The following is an 18,348-nucleotide window of genomic DNA, read 5'->3' as shown; positions in this document are numbered from 1 at the left end:
CCTGCGACCCCATCATTATGAGTGATGTGCTCTAACCAACTGAGCTAAGTAGCCATTTCCAAATTGTTGCTCATTTCGAGACGTTGCCGCTTCGTTGTGAACGGGGCGCATTATGCGGAGTTGAGTGAAACCCGTCAACTTTTTTTTTGAATAAATCACGAATAAACATCTGTTCGGTTTCTTTTTAGTCAAAGAGGCGTATTTGTCAGCAAGAAATAGGTTCAAATGCCGATATATATAGGAAGTTAAGTTTTGGATAAGAAGCTCTTTAGAAAGAGCGAAAACGAAAAAGGCCAGTGAATTCACTGGCCTTTTATTAGATGTTTATCGGTAATTAAACGTTGAAACGGAAGTGAACAACATCACCGTCTTTAACGATGTATTCTTTGCCTTCAAGACGCCATTTACCTGCATCTTTTGCTCCGCTTTCACCGCCAAATTCGATGAAATGTTCGTAACCAACGACTTCTGCACGGATGAATCCTTTTTCGAAGTCGGTGTGGATCTTGCCTGCAGCTTGTGGCGCAGTCGCACCTACAGGGATCGTCCAAGCGCGAACTTCTTTAACACCTGCAGTGAAGTAAGTCTGAAGAGTAAGTAGTTCGTAACCAGAGCGGATCACTCGGTTAAGGCCTGGTTCTTCGATACCCATGTCTGCAAGGAACTCTTCACGATCTTCATCGTCAAGTTCAGAAAGCTCTGACTCGATTGCAGCACAAACAGCAACAACAACGTTATTCTCTTTTTCTGCGTACTCACGAACTGCGTCTAGGTAAGGGTTGTTTTCAAAACCATCTTCAGCAACATTTGCGATGTACATTGTTGGCTTAAGCGTTAGGAAGTTAAGGTAGTCGATCGCCGCTACTTCTTCTTTAGCAAGTTCAACAGTACGAGCCATACCACCTTCTGTCAGGATAGGTAGTAGCTTTTCAAGAACCGTAGTTTCGAATTTAGCGTCTTTATCGCCGCCTTTTGCTTTTTTAGCATTGCGGAATATTGCACGTTCACAGCTATCTAGATCGGCAAGAGCAAGCTCAAGGTTGATCACTTCGATATCTTCGATAGGTGATACTTTACCTGAAACGTGAACGATATTTTCGTTCTCAAAGCAGCGTACAACGTGACCGATAGCATCAGTTTCGCGGATGTTAGCTAGGAACTTGTTACCTAGACCTTCGCCTTTAGATGCGCCAGCAACTAGGCCTGCGATATCTACGAATTCCATTGTCGTTGGAAGGATCTTCTGTGGATTAACAATTTTTGCTAATGCATCTAAGCGTAGATCTGGAACCGGAACGATACCCGTGTTTGGTTCGATCGTACAAAATGGAAAGTTTGCTGCTTCGATGCCTGCTTTAGTCAGTGCGTTAAACAGAGTTGACTTACCAACGTTTGGTAGACCAACGATGCCACATTTAAAACCCATGATATAAACCTTATTCTGCTTTGAACGTATGTAAGCGATTTTGTGCTTTTGGTAGGCCATCTTTCAATAAGATGTCTAGGCTACGAACCGATTCGTCAACGACAGCCTCGATACACTCTTGCTCTTTCGCAGGAGCTTTGCCTAATACATAACCTGCAACTTTATCTTTGTGTCCTGGATGGCCAATGCCTAATCTAAGACGATAGAATTCTTTATTGTTACCCTGCTTGCTGATGATGTCTTTCAGACCATTATGTCCACCATGACCACCACCTTTTTTAAACTTACCAATACCTGGAGGGAGGTCTAACTCATCGTGAGCGACCATGATCTCTTCTGGTTTAATTTGGTAGAACTTTGCCAGTGCTGCAACTGCTTTGCCGGATAAGTTCATAAAAGTCGTTGGGATCAGCAAACGAAGATCTTCACCATGAACCATGATACGACCCGTTAGGCCAAAGAACTTTGGTTCGTTCTTCAGTGTCACGTTGTGTACACGTGCTAATTCTTCAACTACCCAAGCACCCGCATTGTGGCGAGTTTTGGCGTATTCTGGACCTGGATTAGCCAGTCCAACGAGAAGTTTTATTTGTTGGCTCAAGGTATGGATCTCTCTTGGGATTTCAAAAAGCGCCGTATGATATCACAGTTTATGAAAAAGGTGCGAGCTAGCTGATAGAACTCAATGATTCAAACTGTGGTCAAATTCACTTTGTGGTCGTTATACCAATCGTAGTAAATAACTGGTCACCCTAGCTGGTTAAAATGCTCGATAACTGCGTTATAATTTTTGATTGTAGAATAACTACTTATCAAAAAATTACGCCTTGTTCTCAAGCTTTTTTCCTGTGCTATTTCTGAACACTTACTTACTGTGATTGGTATTGGATATAAAAAAAGCACTTCATCGAATGAAGTGCTTAATATCTTTTTCAGATTGTTCTGCTAAAGCAAAGCTATAGAGCTTTGATTAGTTGAACATCGCAGAGATAGACTCTTCGTTGCTGATACGACGAATCGCTTCAGCAAGCATGCGAGAAAGGCTTAGTTCAGTCACTTTACCTGTCGCAGCCATTTCTGGAGAAAGCTTGATTGAATCGGTAACAATAACTTGGTCTAGAACTGAATTGCGGATATTGTCTGCAGCAGTACCTGAGAATACAGCGTGAGTTGCGTAAGCGAATACACGCTTAGCACCGCGCTCTTTAAGCGCTTCAGCTGCTTTACACAGTGTGCCACCAGTATCGATCATGTCATCAACGATAACACAGTCACGACCTTCAACATCACCGATTAGGTTCATTACTTCAGAAACGTTAGCACGTGGACGACGCTTATCAACGATAGCGATGTCAACATCACCTAGCGCTTTAGCTGTAGCACGAGCACGTACAACACCACCAAGGTCTGGAGAAACCACAACTGGGTTTTCTAGACCACGGTTAGCCATGTCTTCGAGAAGAACTGGAGTGCCGAAAATGTTATCAACAGGTACATCGAAGAAGCCTTGGATTTGCTCTGCGTGTAGGTCGATAGTAAGAACGCGGTCAACACCGACGTTAGAAAGGAAATCTGCAACAACTTTTGCAGTAATAGGCACACGAGCAGAACGTACACGACGATCTTGACGGGCATAACCGAAGTAAGGGATTACAGCAGTAATACGGCCAGCAGAAGCACGGCGCATTGCGTCAATCATTACCACCAATTCCATAAGGTTGTCATTGGTTGGTGCACAAGTTGATTGAATCAGGAATACATCGCTACCACGAACGTTTTCATTGATTTGAACAGCGACTTCGCCATCAGAAAAACGGTCTACAGTAGCATCGCCAAGAGAGATGTATAGACGATCAGCAATACGTTGGGCTAGTTCAGGTGTTGCGTTACCAGCAAATAGCTTCATATCAGGCACGGTGGAAACCTCGGGTTGCGTCCAGTTTTAAATAGATTGTGGGTGGGCTGATTGGTATTCAGCCAAAGTTTCTTTCAAAGGCGAAATGTTTCGTCCTTTCGCGACAAACGCGGAAACTGTGTCAGATAGTTGCTCTAGCACCAGTTCGGCTTCTTTTTTGCTGCTAAATTCAGCAAAAACGCACGAACCTGTACCAGTCAATCTCGACGGCGCGTATTGTAGCAGCCATGAAAGTTGCTTATCAACCTCTGGGTACAGCATTCGCACAATTTTTTCGCAATCGTTTACGTATTCTTGCTCTAGAAGCGTTGATAGTGCTCGCTTCGGCGTATTTCGAGTTAATTCTGAATGTGTGAATATGTCTACAGTTGCTATGCTCACTTGAGGTTTAACAACGAGATACCATTTTTCATCCGGATTAGCGGGTTGCAGTTGTTCACCAACACCTTCAGCAAAGGCGGCGTGGCCTCTAACGAAGACCGGAACGTCTGCACCAAGCTTTAAGCCAATCTCTGCTAACTGGTCATCAGACAGGTTGAGTTGCCATAAATGGTTGAGAGCGACTAACACGGTTGCGGCATTTGAAGAACCTCCGCCAATGCCACCTCCCATAGGAAGCACTTTCTTTAACTGAATATCCGCACCGAAAGTCGTCGATGTATGTTGTTGAAGGGCAGTTGCGGCTTTCCAAATCAGGTTATCTTCTGTCGCAACACCTGGAATTTCAGGTGTGATTGTTATCGAGCTTGTTTCTCGGTTTGCGGTAACCGTAAGTTCATCGCCAAAGTCGACAAACTGAAATAGGGTCTGAAGTTCGTGATAGCCATTGTCGCGTCGGCCAGTGATGTAGAGAAATAAATTCAGCTTAGCTGGCGAAGGCCAGTGAGTTGGCGTTGTTATCATTTTTTCAGTGTCCACTTCGAAACTACAATGTTGATTTTGTTCTCGTCTTGCTTGAATGACAATCGAGTAGGGAGGGGGATTGTCTCTACCTTTACGTTGTCTTTATCCGATAGTTGCTTACTCGGCATCTCTGTATTGCGATAGTTAGCAAAATTCAGGGTCCACAATTGACTGCTGACTTGTTTAGACAGAGATTCAAGTGTGTTGGTGCTGTTGAGTTGGTAGCTATCTGCTTGGTCGGGAATGCCAAGGAACCATTGTGGTAGGTGATCAATGGGGATCTGCAATCCAGTAAGTTGCTCTACTAATACAGATGCACTTGCATGGGTGAATACTTGATCATCGTAAGTCACGACTTTTGCACCCAAACTGTCAATTGTAAGGTTCAAGGCGGTTTGACCAAGGAAAGTGGTCAGTCTTAATTGGCTTTGATTTGGGGAGTGCTTCCATATGAAGTTTAGGCTTTGGCGTTGCTCTGGAGAAATGTAAGCGAGCTTGCCTGAAGCTTGATAGTTTTCTATCTGTAAAAGCCTGTTTTGGTGACTTTGCCACTCAACGCTGGTCGGTTGTTCTGGGATAGACGAGCAACCCACCATAATGATGGTCAAAAAAATAAGAGACGTGATTTTTCGAAGCTTGCTCATATTTGCTCACAACTTGTTCAAATTTATCTAAAAAACGTCTCGACTATAGCATTGAATTCACGAACTCAGGAAAACAAATCCCGCTTGCTCTTTAAATAGAGCCATGCATCAAGTAAAATTCGCCCCTTGTTTCCATTCCCTGATCGAGAACTTCTGATACATGTCTTTGCTTGCCGTAGGTATCAATCACAATACAGCGTCGGTTGAATTGCGAGAAAAAGTCGCTTTTGGTCCAGATAAATTATCTGAGGCACTTAAGCAACTTAACGCAAATGCACACGTAAATGGAAGTGTCATACTTTCTACCTGTAATCGAACTGAAGTGTATTGTGACGTCAAAGGCGTGGCAAAAAACAAGTTGATCGATTGGCTGTCTGTATTTCATCAAGTTAGCCCTGAAGAATTAAAACCGAGCATCTACATCCATGAAGAACAAGCCGCGATTAAGCACTTAATGCGCGTTGCCTGTGGTTTGGACTCTCTGGTGTTGGGTGAACCACAGATTTTAGGTCAGGTGAAGCAAGCTTATACAGACTCTCGAGATAACAAATCTGTTGATGCTTCAATGGAAAAACTGTTTCAGAAATCATTTTCTGTCGCTAAGCGTGTTCGAACTGAAACTGAAATTGGCGGAAGCGCGGTTTCAGTTGCTTACGCAGCTTGCACATTAGCCAAACACATCTTTGAGTCGATTGCTGAATCAACGGTGTTACTGGTAGGTGCGGGTGAGACGATTGAATTGGTGGCAAAACACCTTTCAGCGAATGGTTGCACCAAGATGATTGTGGCCAACCGAACTCGTGAGCGTGCTTTAGGGCTAGCTGAAGAGTTTGGTGCTGAAGTGATTAGCCTCAATGAAATCCCCGATCACCTGCATCGAGCGGATATCGTGATCAGCTCAACCGCTAGTCCACTGCCTATTATTGGGAAGGGCATGGTTGAGACCGCACTTAAGACAAGAAAACATCAACCGATGTTGTTGGTTGATATTGCAGTGCCTCGAGACGTTGAGTCTCAGGTAGGCGATCTGAATGATGCTTACCTGTATTCCGTTGATGATCTGCAGTCGATTGTTGATGGCAACATTGAACAACGTAAAGTGGAAGCTATCCAAGCGGAAGCTATTGTTAGTGAAGAAAGTGCGGCATTCATGAGTTGGATGCGTTCACTGCAAGCGGTAGACAGTATTCGTGACTATCGCAAATCGGCCAATGAAATCCGAGAAGAATTATTAAGTAAGAGTTTACAATCACTTGCCGCTGGCGGTGACCCTGAAAAAGTTTTACTTGAGCTAAGTAACAAGCTCACAAACAAATTGATCCATGCTCCAACGCGTGCACTCCAAAGTGCAGCAGAGCAAGGAGAACCTGCAAAATTAACGGTCATTAGACAGAGTTTGGGCTTAGAAAACCCTCAATAATATTCGACCTCCAACAGAATAAGACATTATGAAAGCCTCGATTCTAATAAAGCTTGAAACACTTGTTGAACGCTATGAAGAAGTTCAACATCTACTTGGTGATCCCGATGTACTTGGGAATCAAGATAAATTCCGTGCCTTGTCAAAAGAGTATTCTCAATTAGAAGAGGTGACGGGGTGCTTTAAATCATACCAGCAAGCTCAAGAAGATTTAGAAGCTGCTGAAGAGATGGCAAATGAAGACGACGCAGAAATGCGTGAAATGGCTCAAGAAGAAATCAAAGATGCGAAAGCGAACATTGAACGTCTGACTGATGAGCTGCAAATTCTTCTGATTCCAAAAGATCCAAACGATGAGCGTAACTGTTTCTTAGAGATTCGTGCCGGCGCAGGTGGTGATGAAGCGGGTATCTTTGCGGGTAACCTTTTCCGTATGTACTCTAAGTTTGCCGAGAAAAAAGGCTGGCGCGTCGAAGTGATGAGCAGCAATGTTTCAGAGCAGGGCGGCTTTAAAGAGATGATCGCTAAAATCAGTGGCGATGCTGTTTACGGCACAATGAAGTTCGAGTCTGGTGGTCACCGTGTACAACGTGTACCTGAGACTGAATCACAAGGTCGTGTTCATACGTCTGCATGTACCGTTGCGGTTATGCCTGAGATTCCAGAAGCAGATCTGCCAGAGATCAAAGCTGGCGACCTTAAGATTGATACTTTCCGTGCATCTGGCGCGGGTGGTCAGCACGTTAACACCACGGATTCAGCAATCCGTATTACTCACTTACCAACAGGTACAGTAGTAGAGTGTCAAGACGAGCGTTCTCAGCATAAAAACAAAGCGAAAGCGATGGCTGTTCTTGCGGCTCGTATCGTTCAAGCTGAAGAAGAGCGTCGTGCTGCTGCGATTTCAGATACACGTCGTAACCTATTAGGTTCTGGTGACCGTAGTGACCGTATTCGTACGTACAACTACCCTCAAGGCCGTGTTTCTGATCACCGCATCAACTTAACTATCTACCGCCTGAACGAAGTTCTGGAAGGTGATATGCAAAGCCTGCTTGATCCTGTTCTACAAGAGCACCAAGCCGATCAACTAGCAGCACTTGCTGAGCACAACTAATTACTATGCAGTCAGCATATACGGTTGAAAGTGCTTTAAAGTCAGCAATCGTACAGCTTCAAGAGGGCGATAACACATCGCCCTCGATTGATGCTGCGGTACTGCTTTGCCACGCCTTAGATAAACCAAGATCTTACCTACTGACTTGGCCTGAGAAGTATCTCACTTCAGAACAAGAATCCGAATTCAATACCCTTCTAAAACGTCGCTTAACCGGTGAGCCTGTGGCTTATATTGTTGGTGAACGTGAGTTTTGGTCGCTGCCGTTAAAAGTTTCTCCTTCTACTTTAATCCCACGTCCAGATACGGAACGCTTGGTTGAAGTGGCGTTAGACAAAACGTATGGCAAGCAAGGTGCGATTCTCGATTTAGGAACTGGTACAGGTGCGATTGCTTTGGCATTGGCGTCTGAGATGCCGAACCGACCAGTGACGGGAATTGATCTTCGTCCGGAAGCGCAACAACTTGCGACAGAAAACGCTCAGCGATTAAATATCACTAACGCCACTTTTTTACATGGCAGTTGGTTTGAGCCTTTGAACCTGGCTAACTCTGAAAAAGAAGCGGTCAAGTTCTCGTTGATTGTCTCTAACCCACCTTACATTGAGAAGAATGACCCTCATTTATCTCAAGGTGATGTGCGTTTTGAACCGATCACAGCGTTAGTGGCTGAAGATAAAGGTTTAGCTGATATTCGATACATCTCTGAAAACGCACGCGGTTTTTTAGAAAACGAAGGCTGGCTAGCATTTGAACACGGCTATGACCAAGGCTTGGCGGTACGTGAGATAATGCAACAACTGGGCTACTTGGATGTGGTTACAGAAAAAGATTACGGTGGTAATGACCGAGTGACATTGGGTCGTTACTGTTCATAGGCTGCTGTTCATCATCTAGTGAGCAATAGATGATTAACTTGCTAAATTGATACCTTTAACTCGAAAATACGTTTAACTCGATAATGCATTTAACGCAGAAATACAGAGATTTTACGCAGAAATACAGGGCATTAACGGGTATTGTTTGGCTCGTGTTAACGAAAGCACATATAAAAAATATAAAGGAATACCATGTACGAAGGTTTAAAACATTTTCACCTACTAACGATTGCTATAAGCGCGCTACTTCTTTCGATTCGTTTCGCTCTGATGATGGTTAACTCACCAAAGCTTAAGCATCCTTTCTTGCAGCGTTTCCCTCATATCAATGACTCGTTGCTGCTGCTATCGGGTATTGGTTTGATTTTTATCACTGGCTTTATTCCCTTTACACCGGCGGCACCATGGTTAACTGAAAAACTGACCTGTGTAATGGCTTACATCGCATTGGGCTTCTTTGCGCTTAAGTTAGGTAAGAACAAGCTATTGAGAGTTTTCTCATTCTTTGGCGCTCTAGGCTGGCTAGCAATGGCAGGCAAAATCGCAATGACAAAGACTCCAACATTTTTCGGTTAATGACGTATGTACGAATTTTTTGATGAAGACTTTGACCAGCTAGAGTTAGCTGAAGGTGCATTGATCTTAAATAAAGCGATTAACCCAGAAACTCAAGACAGCTGGGCTGAGCAAGAACTGGCGAGATTGTTAAAAGACGCTGAGTTTGCTTTGGTTAATGAAACCGACGAGCAACAGAAGTTTGAATCTTTTATTCGACTATTCTTTTATGAGTGGGGCTTCGCAGGCGATAAAGACGCTTACTTCTCATCGGAAAACGCGTTTATCGATAAAGTGCTCGAGAGAAAGAAAGGCATCCCTGTCAGTCTTGGTGCGATTTTTCTTTTTCTAGGTCGCAAGCTAGGCTTCCCTGTAGAGGGCGTATCTTTCCCAACTCAATTCTTGCTAAAAGTGAGTTGGTACGGGCAAGCAGCCGTCTATATTAACCCTTACAACGGTGAGTATGTTGGCGTGCAAACTTTACGAGCTTGGTTAATCGGACATGATGGCCCACTCGCTAAGGTGAAAGCGGAACACTTAGAGGTTGCCGATCACCCAACGATTATTGGTAAGTGGCTAGCGTTGCTTAAGAGTGCATTATTGCGAGAAGAGCGTTATACGCTTGCATTGAAGTGTACTGATCTTGCGTTAACGTTTGTGCCGGATGACCCGTATGAAATCCGTGACCGCGGCTTTATTTATCAGCAGCTAGACTGTCATCAAGTTGCAGCAACGGATTATCAATACTTTATCGACCAATGCCCAGATGACCCTGCATCTGAGTTACTGAAATCTCAAGTGAACGTCATGAACGAAAAGACAGTGGTTGTTCACTAATTAATAATTATTTAGAGAGAATATGATGGAACAGAAAACAGTTCACATTGGTGATATGCCAATTGCTAACGACAAGCCATTTACGCTATTTGCAGGCATGAACGTTCTTGAATCTCGCGATCTAGCTATGCAGATCTGTGAGCACTACGTGAAAGTAACAGAGAAGTTGGGTATCCCTTATGTATTTAAGGCGTCTTTCGACAAAGCAAACCGTAGCTCAGTTCACTCATACCGTGGTCCTGGCATGGAAGAAGGTCTTAAAATTTTCCAAGAGCTGAAAGATACCTTTGGCGTGAAGATCATCACTGATATTCACACTGAAGCGCAAGCTCAGCCTGTTGCTGATGTGGTTGATGTAATCCAGCTTCCAGCGTTCCTTGCTCGTCAAACTGATCTTGTTGAAGCAATGGCTAAGACTGGCGCGGTTATCAATGTGAAGAAGCCTCAGTTCATGAGCCCAGATCAAGTGGGTAATATCGTTGATAAGTTTGCTGAGTGTGGCAACGAGAACATCATTCTTTGTGAACGCGGTTCTTGCATGGGTTATGACAACCTAGTAGTTGATATGCTTGGTTTTGGTGTGATGAAGAAATCATCAAACGGTAGCCCAATCATCTTTGATGTGACTCACGCGCTTCAAATGCGTGATCCATCAGGTGCTGCATCTGGCGGTCGTCGTGAGCAAACGGTTGAACTAGCTAAAGCGGGCATTGCGACGGGTATTGCTGGTCTATTTCTTGAGGCTCACCCTAACCCGGATCAAGCTCGTTGTGATGGCCCATCAGCTCTACCGCTAGATAAGCTAGAACCGTTCTTGAAGCAGATGAAAGCACTTGATGACCTTATCAAAGGCTTCGAGCACATCGAAATCAAATAGTTTTATCTGATGTTAAGTCACTAGTATTAACTAGAGAGTGTTAACTCGTTATTTGATTGTAATAGACAAACGCCCAACTCTTAGAGTTGGGCGTTTTTTAATGGAACATCCGTTTAGTTCACCGAAGCCTCGGCCTATTTGGGCTATGACTAAGCTGTCTGTCTGGCTGTTCACGAACTTGTTTTGCAGTGCGTCAATCCACGATAGGCGATTAACCCCTTGTTAACAGAGCCTCTGATTCCCTAAGAAAGCGGTATAGGTGTGTGAGGTCTGTCCTGTTTGTAGTGAATTGCTGACATTCATCACACTTTATAAGTAAACGATTGCCTGTGATGCAGGGGAAGTTTGAGTGTAATCTCATAATTTTGTTACACTTAACTGTTGATTCATGCGTGACCAATTCGACATAAATATGAAATCGTCGTGTTACATTTAGAATGTTAATTTAAGATTAGTCATGTTGAAGTCTTATTGTTCGAACTCCAGACAAGGAGTCGCAATGGATTATAGAAAGCAGTGGATTCCCCTAAAAAGTTCAAAGGTATGACAATGAAGCAACGCCTTATTCTAAAGACAGCACTAAGTGCTGCAATCCTAGCTACTTTGGCTGGATGTGCGTCTCAATCAGCTCATGATTGGAACCAAGACGAAACTTATAAGCTAACTATCCTGCATACGAACGACAACCATGGTCGTTTTTGGCAGAACAAATACGGCGAATACGGCATGTCTGCACGTAAAACGCTTGTTGACCAACTTCGTGCAGAAGTTGAAGCAGAAGGCGGTAGCGTGTTGCTTCTATCTGGCGGTGACATCAACACTGGTGTACCAGAGTCAGACCTTCAGGATGCAGAACCTGATTTTAAAGGTATGAATAAAATTGGTTACGATGCAATGGCATTAGGTAACCACGAGTTCGATAACTCACTAGACGTACTGCAAAAACAGATCGACTGGGCAAACTTCCCAATGCTATCTGCAAACATCTACGACAAAGCGACAGGCGAGCGTAAATTCCAAGCTTACGAGATGTTTGAAAAGCAAGGTATCAAGATTGCTGTTATCGGTCTAACGACTGAAGATACTGCGAAAATTGGTAACCCAGAATTTATTGCTGGTATCGATTTCCGTGACCCTAAAGAAGAAGCGAAGAAACTGATCGCTGAACTTAAAGAAACAGAAAAACCCGATCTTATCTTCGCTGTGACTCACATGGGTCACTACGAAAATGGTCAGCGTGGTGTTAATGCTCCGGGTGATGTAGCACTAGCTCGTTACCTAAATGAAGGCGATCTAGATATGATCGTTGGTGGTCACTCTCAAGAGCCTGTATGTATGGAAGGCCCTAACGTTGCGAAGCAAAACTTCAAGCCGGGTGATGAGTGTAAACCAGACGTTCAAAACGGTACTTACATCGTTCAAGCTCACGAGTGGGGCAAGTACGTAGGCCGTGCTGATTACGAATTCCGTAATGGCGAACTAGAGATGGTGAGCTACGACTTGGTTCCCGTTAACCTTAAGAAGAAAGTTAAGATTGACGGCAAGAAGCAACGCGTTCTTATTCAAGATGAAATCGCACAAGATCCAGAGCTGCTTGAATTCCTACGTCCTTTCCAAGAACAGGGCCAAGCTCAGTTAGAAGTTCAAATCGCTGAGACAAATGGCAAGCTTGAAGGTGACCGTAACGTAGTTCGCTTCCAACAAACTAACCTGGGTCGTTTGATTGCGACTTCTCACATGGAGCGTGCAAAAGCAGACTTCGCTGTGATGAACTCTGGTGGCGTTCGTGACTCAATTGAAGCCGGCGATGTGACGTACAAAGATGTACTAACAGTACAGCCTTTTGCAAACATCCTGACTTACACTGATATGACTGGTAAAGAAGTTCTAGATTACCTAAACGTAGTGGCGACTAAACCTGTTGATTCAGGTGCTTATGCACAGTTTGCAGGTATTTCTATGACTGTCGCTGACGGTGAAGTATCGAATGTCTTCATCGGTGGCAAGCAGCTTCGTTTAGATGAAACATACCGCTTTACGGTACCAAGCTTTAACGCTGCTGGCGGTGACGGTTACCCTAAACTGTCTGATCACCCTGGCTTTGTGAACACAGGTTTTGTTGACGCTGAAGTACTAAAAGAGTACCTAGAAGCAAACAGCCCTGTTGATGTGAACAAGTACGCGCCTTCAGGTCAAATGGTTTACAAGTAATTGAACCCAGTTAATTGAATCACTAGGTGCTAAATTAGATTGACTCTAGCACCATGATAAATTTAACTAAAGCGACGCCTCGGCGTCGCTTTTTGTTTATCTATCGTTTGGATTTGTTATGACCCCTGCAATCAATCTCGCCAAGAAAAAGAAAATCGCTCACAGTGTGCATCAGTATCATCATGATACAAATAACACGAATTATGGATTAGAGGCTGTCGAAGCGCTTGGTCAAGATCCCAAACGTGTATTCAAAACTCTGTTGTTCAGCTTGAATGGTGTGGCGAAATATTTGGCGGTAGCTGTTATTCCTGTTGACCAGAAGTTAAACCTTAAGCTTGCAGCTAAAGCAGCGAAAGGTAAAAAAGCAGAGATGGCTGATCCAGATATTGCTCAGAAAACGACAGGTTATGTGGTGGGAGGAATCAGTCCTCTTGGTCAGAAAAAATCATTACCTACCTTTGTTCATTCCAGCGCTACCGATTTTGAAACGATATGCGTGAGTGCAGGGAAGAGAGGGTTAGAGATCGAGCTAGACCCGAAAGACTTAGTACTACTTACGCGTGGTCAGTTTGCTGAACTATGCCTGTAGCTTGTGCTTTCCATAACGATAACGTACATGATCATAAATAAAACGCCCGCTAGACTAATCTAGCGGGCGTTTCTTTATCGACAGTCCTGTTTGAAAGGGTTCTGACTACTTTTTCAAACCTAAAGTACCACCAACACGTTTCGGTGCAGGCTTGTTCGGTCTGTTTGAATCTTGACTGCGGTTTGTCGGTTTACCGCTTCTACGTTCGTTATTGTCGCGATCTGTGCGATTGCGATCCGAACGGTTTTTATCTGAATTAGAACGCTCTGAACGAGAGTTTGATTTCCAGTTCTCGGTATTGCCACCGCCACTGCTTTCACCGTTCGATGAGTTACGGCCACGCTTTGAGTTAGGCGCATGACGGAATTCATCCGCATTGTTACCGCGGTAAGTGCGAGTACGGTTATCGTTTTGATTACGGCGCGCAGTTGAAGTTTGGTTCTCTTCACGGCTATCAAAAAGTTTCGCGTCAGTCGCTTTACGAATGCGTTGACCTTTCGCGTTGATTTTTGACGCATCTTCAGTACTTACTGAGCCTTCACACATTGCCAAGATTTCAGTAATCTCTTCGTCGCTCAGGTAGCGCCATTTTCCGTTAGGAATGCCGTCTAATGAGATGTTCATAATACGAACACGGCGAAGCTTAAATACTTCATATCCGAGAGCTTCACACATACGGCGAATCTGACGGTTAAGGCCTTGCGTTAATGTGATGCGAAATGAGAACTTGGTCTCTTTCTCTACCTTACATGGCAAGGTAACAGTATCGAGAATATGAACGCCAGCGCCCATTTGCTTTAAGAACTCAGTCGTAATAGGTTTATCTACACGAACCACGTATTCTTTTTCGTGGTTGTTACCTGCACGTAGGATTTTGTTTACGATATCGCCGTCGTTGGTCAAGAAGATAAGACCATCAGAAGGCTTATCTAGACGACCAATAGGGAATATACGTTTGTGGTGACCTATAAAGTCGACGATGTTGCCTGGAATATCACGCTCAGTAGTACAGGTGATACCTGTTGGTTTATTAAGAGCAATGTAGATCGGCTTTTCTCTTGAACGAACAGGTTTATTGTCGATCTCAACATCATCACCAGGCAAGACTTTAGTGCCCATTTCAGGGATCTTACCGTTAATAGTAACTCGGCCAGCATCAATGAGTTTGTCGGCTTCGCGGCGTGAGCAAAAACCAGTTTCACTGATGTATTTATTAAGGCGTTTAGCTTGGGATTCTTGTGACATGATATTCTCTTAGCGTTTCACAACGGAAATATAGATAAACAAAAAGCAACCTCTGAATAGTTGCTTTGAGTTGGGATTCGTTAACTGAGGACAATTTTAGCACTTGGTGTGAGTCTAGGCACGAAATATCGCTCTTGATGCAAGACCGCTATTAGCTTACTTATCTATCTCAACTTATCAACTGCTGCGCTTTTGATGGCGCTCTCTGTTCTCTAGCTTTTTGTCATTACTCTTTCTGAGCATGACATAGACCGCACCTGTACCACCGTGAAATTGCTGAGCTGAATGAACACATTGAACATCGTTAATTTGTGTTAGCCAATTTGCCACGTAGCTTTTCATCATTGCTGGTGGATTCGAACGCTCACCTTTACCGTGGACAATGATAACGGTGCGAACATCCATTCTTAAACATTGGCGTAAAAATGAGAGTACTTCGTTACGAGCGTCTTTCAGTGTTTTCCTGTGAAGGTCGAGTTTGGCTTGAATTGGATACTTGCCCAAGCGCAGCTTTTTGTATACGCCTTCTTGTACGCCATCTTTTTTATAAGCAATGACATCGTCAGGTTTGATCATTAGAGAGTAGTCTAATGATAAGTAGTCTTTCTCGTCGTCAGACAGCCACATAGCGGCTTCACGCTTAGCAAGGTGAGATTCTGTGACTCGGTGTACTTTCTGGTGTTCGGTGGTGTCATGGTCGATACGTTTAACATCGCCCATCATTTCTTGGAATAGATCTAAGTCGTCATCATGAGACATAGTGTGTATCTCAAGTTGGATAAGGATAAGGTAAGTATACCTAAGTTGAGGCCGGGTTTAAAAATGAAAAAACCGGAGAAGACAATAAGTCGGCTCCGGTGCAAAGCGTTTTTACATCTACCTAAAGAAAATGATACTTAAAAGTAGATGATTTAGGCTGAGCGATTCTAGTGAGGAGATTTTTCAGTCATAACTTTGTAGATGAAGAAGCCTCCATAGAACATCATGAGACCCAGAGCCCCGAATATTACTATCATTGAAGATAGCCCCACCGCATTACCAAATAGGAGTTCTAGCCAAAAGTCCATGTGTATACCTCAAAGTTATATGACACGAGTTAGTGTATTAACTGGTGTTATCAATTCACTGATCTGGATCAATCCTGTTTCATAAGTTAAATACTTGTTGGTAACTGTGTGTTTTTCGTCACATTGGCATTTCACTTGTACGTCTTTTGTTCGAACGATTCGATATTGTAAAAAAGAGTGAAAAAAGCCCTTGCGGATAAACTCAGAATCCGTATTATACGCTTCATCGACAGGCAATCAGCCAGTTAGATATCTCGGTGAATAGCGCAGCTTGGTAGCGCATCTGGTTTGGGACCAGAGGGTCGGGGGTTCGAATCCCTCTTCACCGACCACATTAAGAAAGCCTGCTCATTGAGCAGGCTTTCGTCGTTTTAGAGCGTAGAAAATAGGATTAGAACCAAAGTGGGGTTCGCCTGATGTTCAAAATAAGCTCTTCACCGACCACATTAAGAAAGCCTGCTCAATGAGCAGGCTTTCGTCGTTTTAGATCATGGAAATAGGATCAGAACCAAAGTGGGGTTCGCCTGATGTTCAAAATAAGCTCTTCACTGGCCACATTAAGAAAGCTTGCTCAACGAGCAGGCTTTCGTCGTTTTAGGTCATAGGAAATAGGGTCAGAACCAAAGTGGGGTTCGCCTGATGTTCAAAATAAGATCTTCACTGCCACATTGAAGAAAGCCGTAGCACTCTCGTAATAGAGGGGGCTACGGCTTTTTTGCATTTTGGTATATGTGTCATTCCCTAGAGCGACGAAGGAGCGAGTCGGAAATCTCTTTTTGTTCTAAACATCCCGCATAGAGAAAGGATTGACTCAATAAGCCAGCCGAAAATCTGTTTACTTCACATCACACGTGATGTTCTTGATTGGCGTCTCTGAAGTAACAAAGCAAACATACGCTTCAACAGGGTTATTTGGACCAATTCGAATGTAGCCTGCCTTTACTTCATCTTCATCAAACGCCACCGAGTGAGAGCTTCCCGTTTGGTTGTCGTAAAAGCTTGCTTCAAAATTACCATTCATTTGGCTTGCGATACGGTTGCGTGTTGTAGACGTCGTGAACGTAATATTCGCGCATCGCATCGGTGGCTTCTCAGTAATCAAAAACTGTCCGCTTTCTTTATCTAGCACGCCGCCTTTTGTATCTGGCTGAATGTCGATGGCTTGAAACTGTTCGATGGTACAAGTTTCTTTGGCAGACGCTGTCGTGGGCATCAGGATCAAGAGAGCTAAAGGTAAAGCGAAGAGAACTGGTTTCATGAGAACAACACCGTGTATAAAAAGAGCGAAAGATAATAGCACCGTTATGGTGCTATTAAATGTAATGATTCTGTTATTAGGTAATGGTTATATTATGAGAAGGTCATAGTATCGAATTTAGTTAGTTGTCGTCACTAACCTCAAATTGACACTGAGCCTGTTGGCTTTGTGATTGTTGAGTGACATTGAAATCCTTCTCTTCTAACAACTGCAATAAGTTACCTTCTCCTATTAGGTGCAAGGCGCCAACCACAATTAAGTAGCTCTCTTTCGAGTCAAGTTTCCAATCATTGGCGGATAGTTTGTTTGCCCAGTCTATATTGCGATCGGTTAAAAATGCTTTCTCTAGTTCAGGTGACATCTCAGACAGCTCTGCGAAAGCTTCCAGCTTCGCTAAATCACCTGCTTTCCAACTTTCGATTAAGCAATGAACCACACGATCAGTTTGGTCAAACTCTTCAAGGCTACTGACTAACCACTCCTTACCGTCGTCCTTTTGTTTTGTCATCAGGTCTATTTGGAATTGAAGCGGCTCTAAGCTGATAACGGGAACATCTTGGATAGTCGCTTTGTAAGCTAGCGTCGCATCAACGCCGCCGGCGGAGCCATAACCTAGTTTTTTTAACTGCTGCATCTGTATAGAAAGAGATGTCGCCCAAGGCGGTGAGCTAAGCAGTTGTTGCGTCGGCATGTCCAATGATTTTGAGATGTCGGTTAATAATCGCAGCTGTTCTTCATTGAGTACATCGGCTGTAGTGAATTTGTTGCGGGGATATACAACGTCATCAGACTTTCTGATATCCGTTTCGATAACTAAGCCATCACTGTTTTTTAGCGCGTCGGTGATTGCCGAAGGAAGTGGGTACATACTTTTATCCCCAACGTGCACAGAACCTAAGATAGTAAGCGTCAGATCATCCTTTTTGGCTTGCCAATAAAGAGGCTCGGCCGCAGCTTGTTTGGCTGAAAATGCGAGAACGAATAAAGTTACGTACAAAAATGTGCGCAAGGAAAGCTCCTATTAAAAGATATGAACTCGTTAAAATTGATTTTGACGGCGTTTTTTAACGGTTTTTTTTGAGAACGATGTCACGTTGTTTGTACGAAAAGTATAACAACACGAACAAACTCTTAAACCTTTCTCCCTACCAACAACACGATTTTATGAAATCCTTTAAAAAGATTGTGATTCAATTCTCAGTTTTTACGTCAAAATAAAAATGACGGAAGTGCCGTAGGTTGTAACTTTATGATTTTAATATAATTAATTTTATCAGTGTTTTTGAGATTTGAAGCCGATCACTTTATTAACCTGATTTAATTCACGGCAAAAAATAAGCCCATATAGTTTATCTAACTTTCGAAGCGCTCCACTTTGCTTCTGACTCAATTTTAAATTTATG

The 18,348-nt window shown here is 43.5% G+C and carries 18 protein-coding genes and 1 tRNA gene; 9 read left to right on the top strand and 10 right to left on the bottom strand.

Annotated elements, in window-relative coordinates; all coding sequences use genetic code 11:
• Positions 1-334: 334 nt before the first annotated feature.
• From ychF to lolB, 5 genes are all read right to left on the bottom strand, one after another.
• The gene (gene ychF / locus ACED60_RS15010; RefSeq protein WP_029223110.1) at positions 335-1,426 is read right to left on the bottom strand and encodes a redox-regulated ATPase YchF; all 1,092 of its coding nucleotides are present in this window, start codon (positions 1,424-1,426) and stop codon (positions 335-337) included.
• A 10-nt stretch (positions 1,427-1,436) separates the two neighbouring features.
• Complete coding sequence (gene pth, locus ACED60_RS15005) at positions 1,437-2,027, bottom strand: aminoacyl-tRNA hydrolase (RefSeq protein ID WP_010439162.1); 591 nt, start codon at positions 2,025-2,027, stop codon at positions 1,437-1,439.
• Between the two features lie 369 nt (positions 2,028-2,396).
• Positions 2,397-3,341, bottom strand: a complete 945-nt coding sequence (locus tag ACED60_RS15000) for a ribose-phosphate pyrophosphokinase (protein WP_017106306.1) — start codon at positions 3,339-3,341, stop codon at positions 2,397-2,399.
• A 27-nt stretch (positions 3,342-3,368) separates the two neighbouring features.
• Entirely contained in the window at positions 3,369-4,244 is an 876-nt protein-coding gene (ispE, locus tag ACED60_RS14995; protein ID WP_371727886.1) for a 4-(cytidine 5'-diphospho)-2-C-methyl-D-erythritol kinase, read from the bottom strand.
• On the bottom strand, positions 4,241-4,888 hold the full coding sequence (gene lolB, locus ACED60_RS14990; protein WP_135380866.1) for a lipoprotein insertase outer membrane protein LolB: 648 nt from the start codon (positions 4,886-4,888) through the stop codon (positions 4,241-4,243). The genes ispE and lolB overlap by 4 nt, the downstream gene beginning before the upstream one ends.
• A gap of 160 nt (positions 4,889-5,048) precedes the next feature.
• On the opposite strand from lolB, the gene hemA reads away from it, so the two are divergent.
• The 8 genes from hemA to ybaK all read left to right on the top strand — a co-directional run bounded on the left by hemA (position 5,049) and on the right by ybaK (position 13,375).
• On the top strand, positions 5,049-6,308 hold the full coding sequence (gene hemA, locus ACED60_RS14985; RefSeq protein WP_009848729.1) for a glutamyl-tRNA reductase: 1,260 nt from the start codon (positions 5,049-5,051) through the stop codon (positions 6,306-6,308).
• Between the two features lie 28 nt (positions 6,309-6,336).
• Positions 6,337-7,425, top strand: coding sequence for a peptide chain release factor 1 (gene prfA, locus ACED60_RS14980; RefSeq protein WP_009848728.1), 1,089 nt, complete (start codon positions 6,337-6,339; stop codon positions 7,423-7,425).
• 5 nt (positions 7,426-7,430) lie between these two features.
• Positions 7,431-8,303 (top strand): peptide chain release factor N(5)-glutamine methyltransferase, encoded by an 873-nt coding sequence (prmC, locus tag ACED60_RS14975; protein ID WP_371727885.1) that lies wholly within the window; start codon positions 7,431-7,433, stop codon positions 8,301-8,303.
• Between the two features lie 192 nt (positions 8,304-8,495).
• Positions 8,496-8,879: a SirB2 family protein gene (locus ACED60_RS14970; RefSeq protein WP_004736238.1), complete on the top strand. Its 384-nt coding sequence runs from the start codon at positions 8,496-8,498 to the stop codon at positions 8,877-8,879.
• A gap of 6 nt (positions 8,880-8,885) precedes the next feature.
• The gene (locus ACED60_RS14965; protein ID WP_017084479.1) at positions 8,886-9,695 is read left to right on the top strand and encodes a SirB1 family protein; all 810 of its coding nucleotides are present in this window, start codon (positions 8,886-8,888) and stop codon (positions 9,693-9,695) included.
• 22 nt (positions 9,696-9,717) lie between these two features.
• Positions 9,718-10,572 carry a 3-deoxy-8-phosphooctulonate synthase gene (kdsA, locus tag ACED60_RS14960; RefSeq protein ID WP_198597434.1) on the top strand — a complete coding sequence of 285 codons (855 nt, stop codon included), beginning with the start codon at positions 9,718-9,720 and terminating at the stop codon, positions 10,570-10,572.
• Between the two features lie 549 nt (positions 10,573-11,121).
• Positions 11,122-12,783 (top strand): bifunctional UDP-sugar hydrolase/5'-nucleotidase UshA, encoded by a 1,662-nt coding sequence (ushA, locus tag ACED60_RS14955; protein WP_029223112.1) that lies wholly within the window; start codon positions 11,122-11,124, stop codon positions 12,781-12,783.
• A gap of 118 nt (positions 12,784-12,901) precedes the next feature.
• Positions 12,902-13,375, top strand: a complete 474-nt coding sequence (gene ybaK, locus ACED60_RS14950; RefSeq protein WP_371727884.1) for a Cys-tRNA(Pro) deacylase — start codon at positions 12,902-12,904, stop codon at positions 13,373-13,375.
• Between the two features lie 105 nt (positions 13,376-13,480).
• On the opposite strand, the gene rluF is transcribed toward ybaK, so the two are convergent.
• From rluF to ACED60_RS14935, 3 genes are all read right to left on the bottom strand, one after another.
• Positions 13,481-14,620, bottom strand: coding sequence for a 23S rRNA pseudouridine(2604) synthase RluF (gene rluF / locus ACED60_RS14945; protein ID WP_371727883.1), 1,140 nt, complete (start codon positions 14,618-14,620; stop codon positions 13,481-13,483).
• 177 nt (positions 14,621-14,797) lie between these two features.
• Positions 14,798-15,379: a DNA endonuclease SmrA gene (gene smrA / locus ACED60_RS14940; RefSeq protein ID WP_371727882.1), complete on the bottom strand. Its 582-nt coding sequence runs from the start codon at positions 15,377-15,379 to the stop codon at positions 14,798-14,800.
• 167 nt (positions 15,380-15,546) lie between these two features.
• Positions 15,547-15,687 (bottom strand): DUF3149 domain-containing protein, encoded by a 141-nt coding sequence (locus ACED60_RS14935; protein WP_004736246.1) that lies wholly within the window; start codon positions 15,685-15,687, stop codon positions 15,547-15,549.
• 255 nt (positions 15,688-15,942) lie between these two features.
• Here ACED60_RS14935 and ACED60_RS14930 point away from each other — a divergent pair.
• A tRNA-Pro gene (locus ACED60_RS14930) sits at positions 15,943-16,019 on the top strand.
• 503 nt (positions 16,020-16,522) lie between these two features.
• On the opposite strand, the gene ACED60_RS14925 is transcribed toward ACED60_RS14930, so the two are convergent.
• Together ACED60_RS14925 and ACED60_RS14920 are read right to left on the bottom strand one after the other, a co-directional pair.
• Positions 16,523-16,945, bottom strand: a complete 423-nt coding sequence (locus tag ACED60_RS14925; protein WP_371727881.1) for a hypothetical protein — start codon at positions 16,943-16,945, stop codon at positions 16,523-16,525.
• Between the two features lie 121 nt (positions 16,946-17,066).
• Positions 17,067-17,954 (bottom strand): TraB/GumN family protein, encoded by an 888-nt coding sequence (locus tag ACED60_RS14920; protein ID WP_371727880.1) that lies wholly within the window; start codon positions 17,952-17,954, stop codon positions 17,067-17,069.
• Positions 17,955-18,348: the final 394 nt, after the last annotated feature.

The organism is Vibrio sp. 1F279 (genome assembly GCF_041439815.1).
In the GTDB taxonomy this organism is placed as follows: Bacteria; Pseudomonadota; Gammaproteobacteria; order Enterobacterales; family Vibrionaceae; genus Vibrio; species Vibrio tasmaniensis_A.
The sequence above is the reverse complement of the archived record's forward strand: the minus strand, read 5'-3'. Positions and strand labels throughout refer to the sequence as shown.

Excerpts from the sequence above, each read along its gene's own strand:
- hemA (WP_009848729.1), top strand. The coding sequence starts at position 5,049 with ATGTCTTTGCTTGCCGTAGGTATCAATCACAATACAGCGTCGGTTGAA.
- lolB (WP_135380866.1), bottom strand. The coding sequence starts at position 4,888 with ATGAGCAAGCTTCGAAAAATCACGTCTCTTATTTTTTTGACCATCATT.
- rluF (WP_371727883.1), bottom strand. The coding sequence starts at position 14,620 with ATGTCACAAGAATCCCAAGCTAAACGCCTTAATAAATACATCAGTGAA.
- smrA (WP_371727882.1), bottom strand. The coding sequence starts at position 15,379 with ATGTCTCATGATGACGACTTAGATCTATTCCAAGAAATGATGGGCGAT.
- ychF (WP_029223110.1), bottom strand. The coding sequence starts at position 1,426 with ATGGGTTTTAAATGTGGCATCGTTGGTCTACCAAACGTTGGTAAGTCA.
- ACED60_RS14935 (WP_004736246.1), bottom strand. The coding sequence starts at position 15,687 with ATGGACTTTTGGCTAGAACTCCTATTTGGTAATGCGGTGGGGCTATCT.
- ushA (WP_029223112.1), top strand. The coding sequence starts at position 11,122 with ATGAAGCAACGCCTTATTCTAAAGACAGCACTAAGTGCTGCAATCCTA.
- ACED60_RS14965 (WP_017084479.1), top strand. The coding sequence starts at position 8,886 with ATGTACGAATTTTTTGATGAAGACTTTGACCAGCTAGAGTTAGCTGAA.
- ACED60_RS14925 (WP_371727881.1), bottom strand. The coding sequence starts at position 16,945 with ATGAAACCAGTTCTCTTCGCTTTACCTTTAGCTCTCTTGATCCTGATG.
- ACED60_RS14970 (WP_004736238.1), top strand. The coding sequence starts at position 8,496 with ATGTACGAAGGTTTAAAACATTTTCACCTACTAACGATTGCTATAAGC.
- prfA (WP_009848728.1), top strand. The coding sequence starts at position 6,337 with ATGAAAGCCTCGATTCTAATAAAGCTTGAAACACTTGTTGAACGCTAT.
- kdsA (WP_198597434.1), top strand. The coding sequence starts at position 9,718 with ATGATGGAACAGAAAACAGTTCACATTGGTGATATGCCAATTGCTAAC.
- ispE (WP_371727886.1), bottom strand. The coding sequence starts at position 4,244 with ATGATAACAACGCCAACTCACTGGCCTTCGCCAGCTAAGCTGAATTTA.
- prmC (WP_371727885.1), top strand. The coding sequence starts at position 7,431 with ATGCAGTCAGCATATACGGTTGAAAGTGCTTTAAAGTCAGCAATCGTA.
- ybaK (WP_371727884.1), top strand. The coding sequence starts at position 12,902 with ATGACCCCTGCAATCAATCTCGCCAAGAAAAAGAAAATCGCTCACAGT.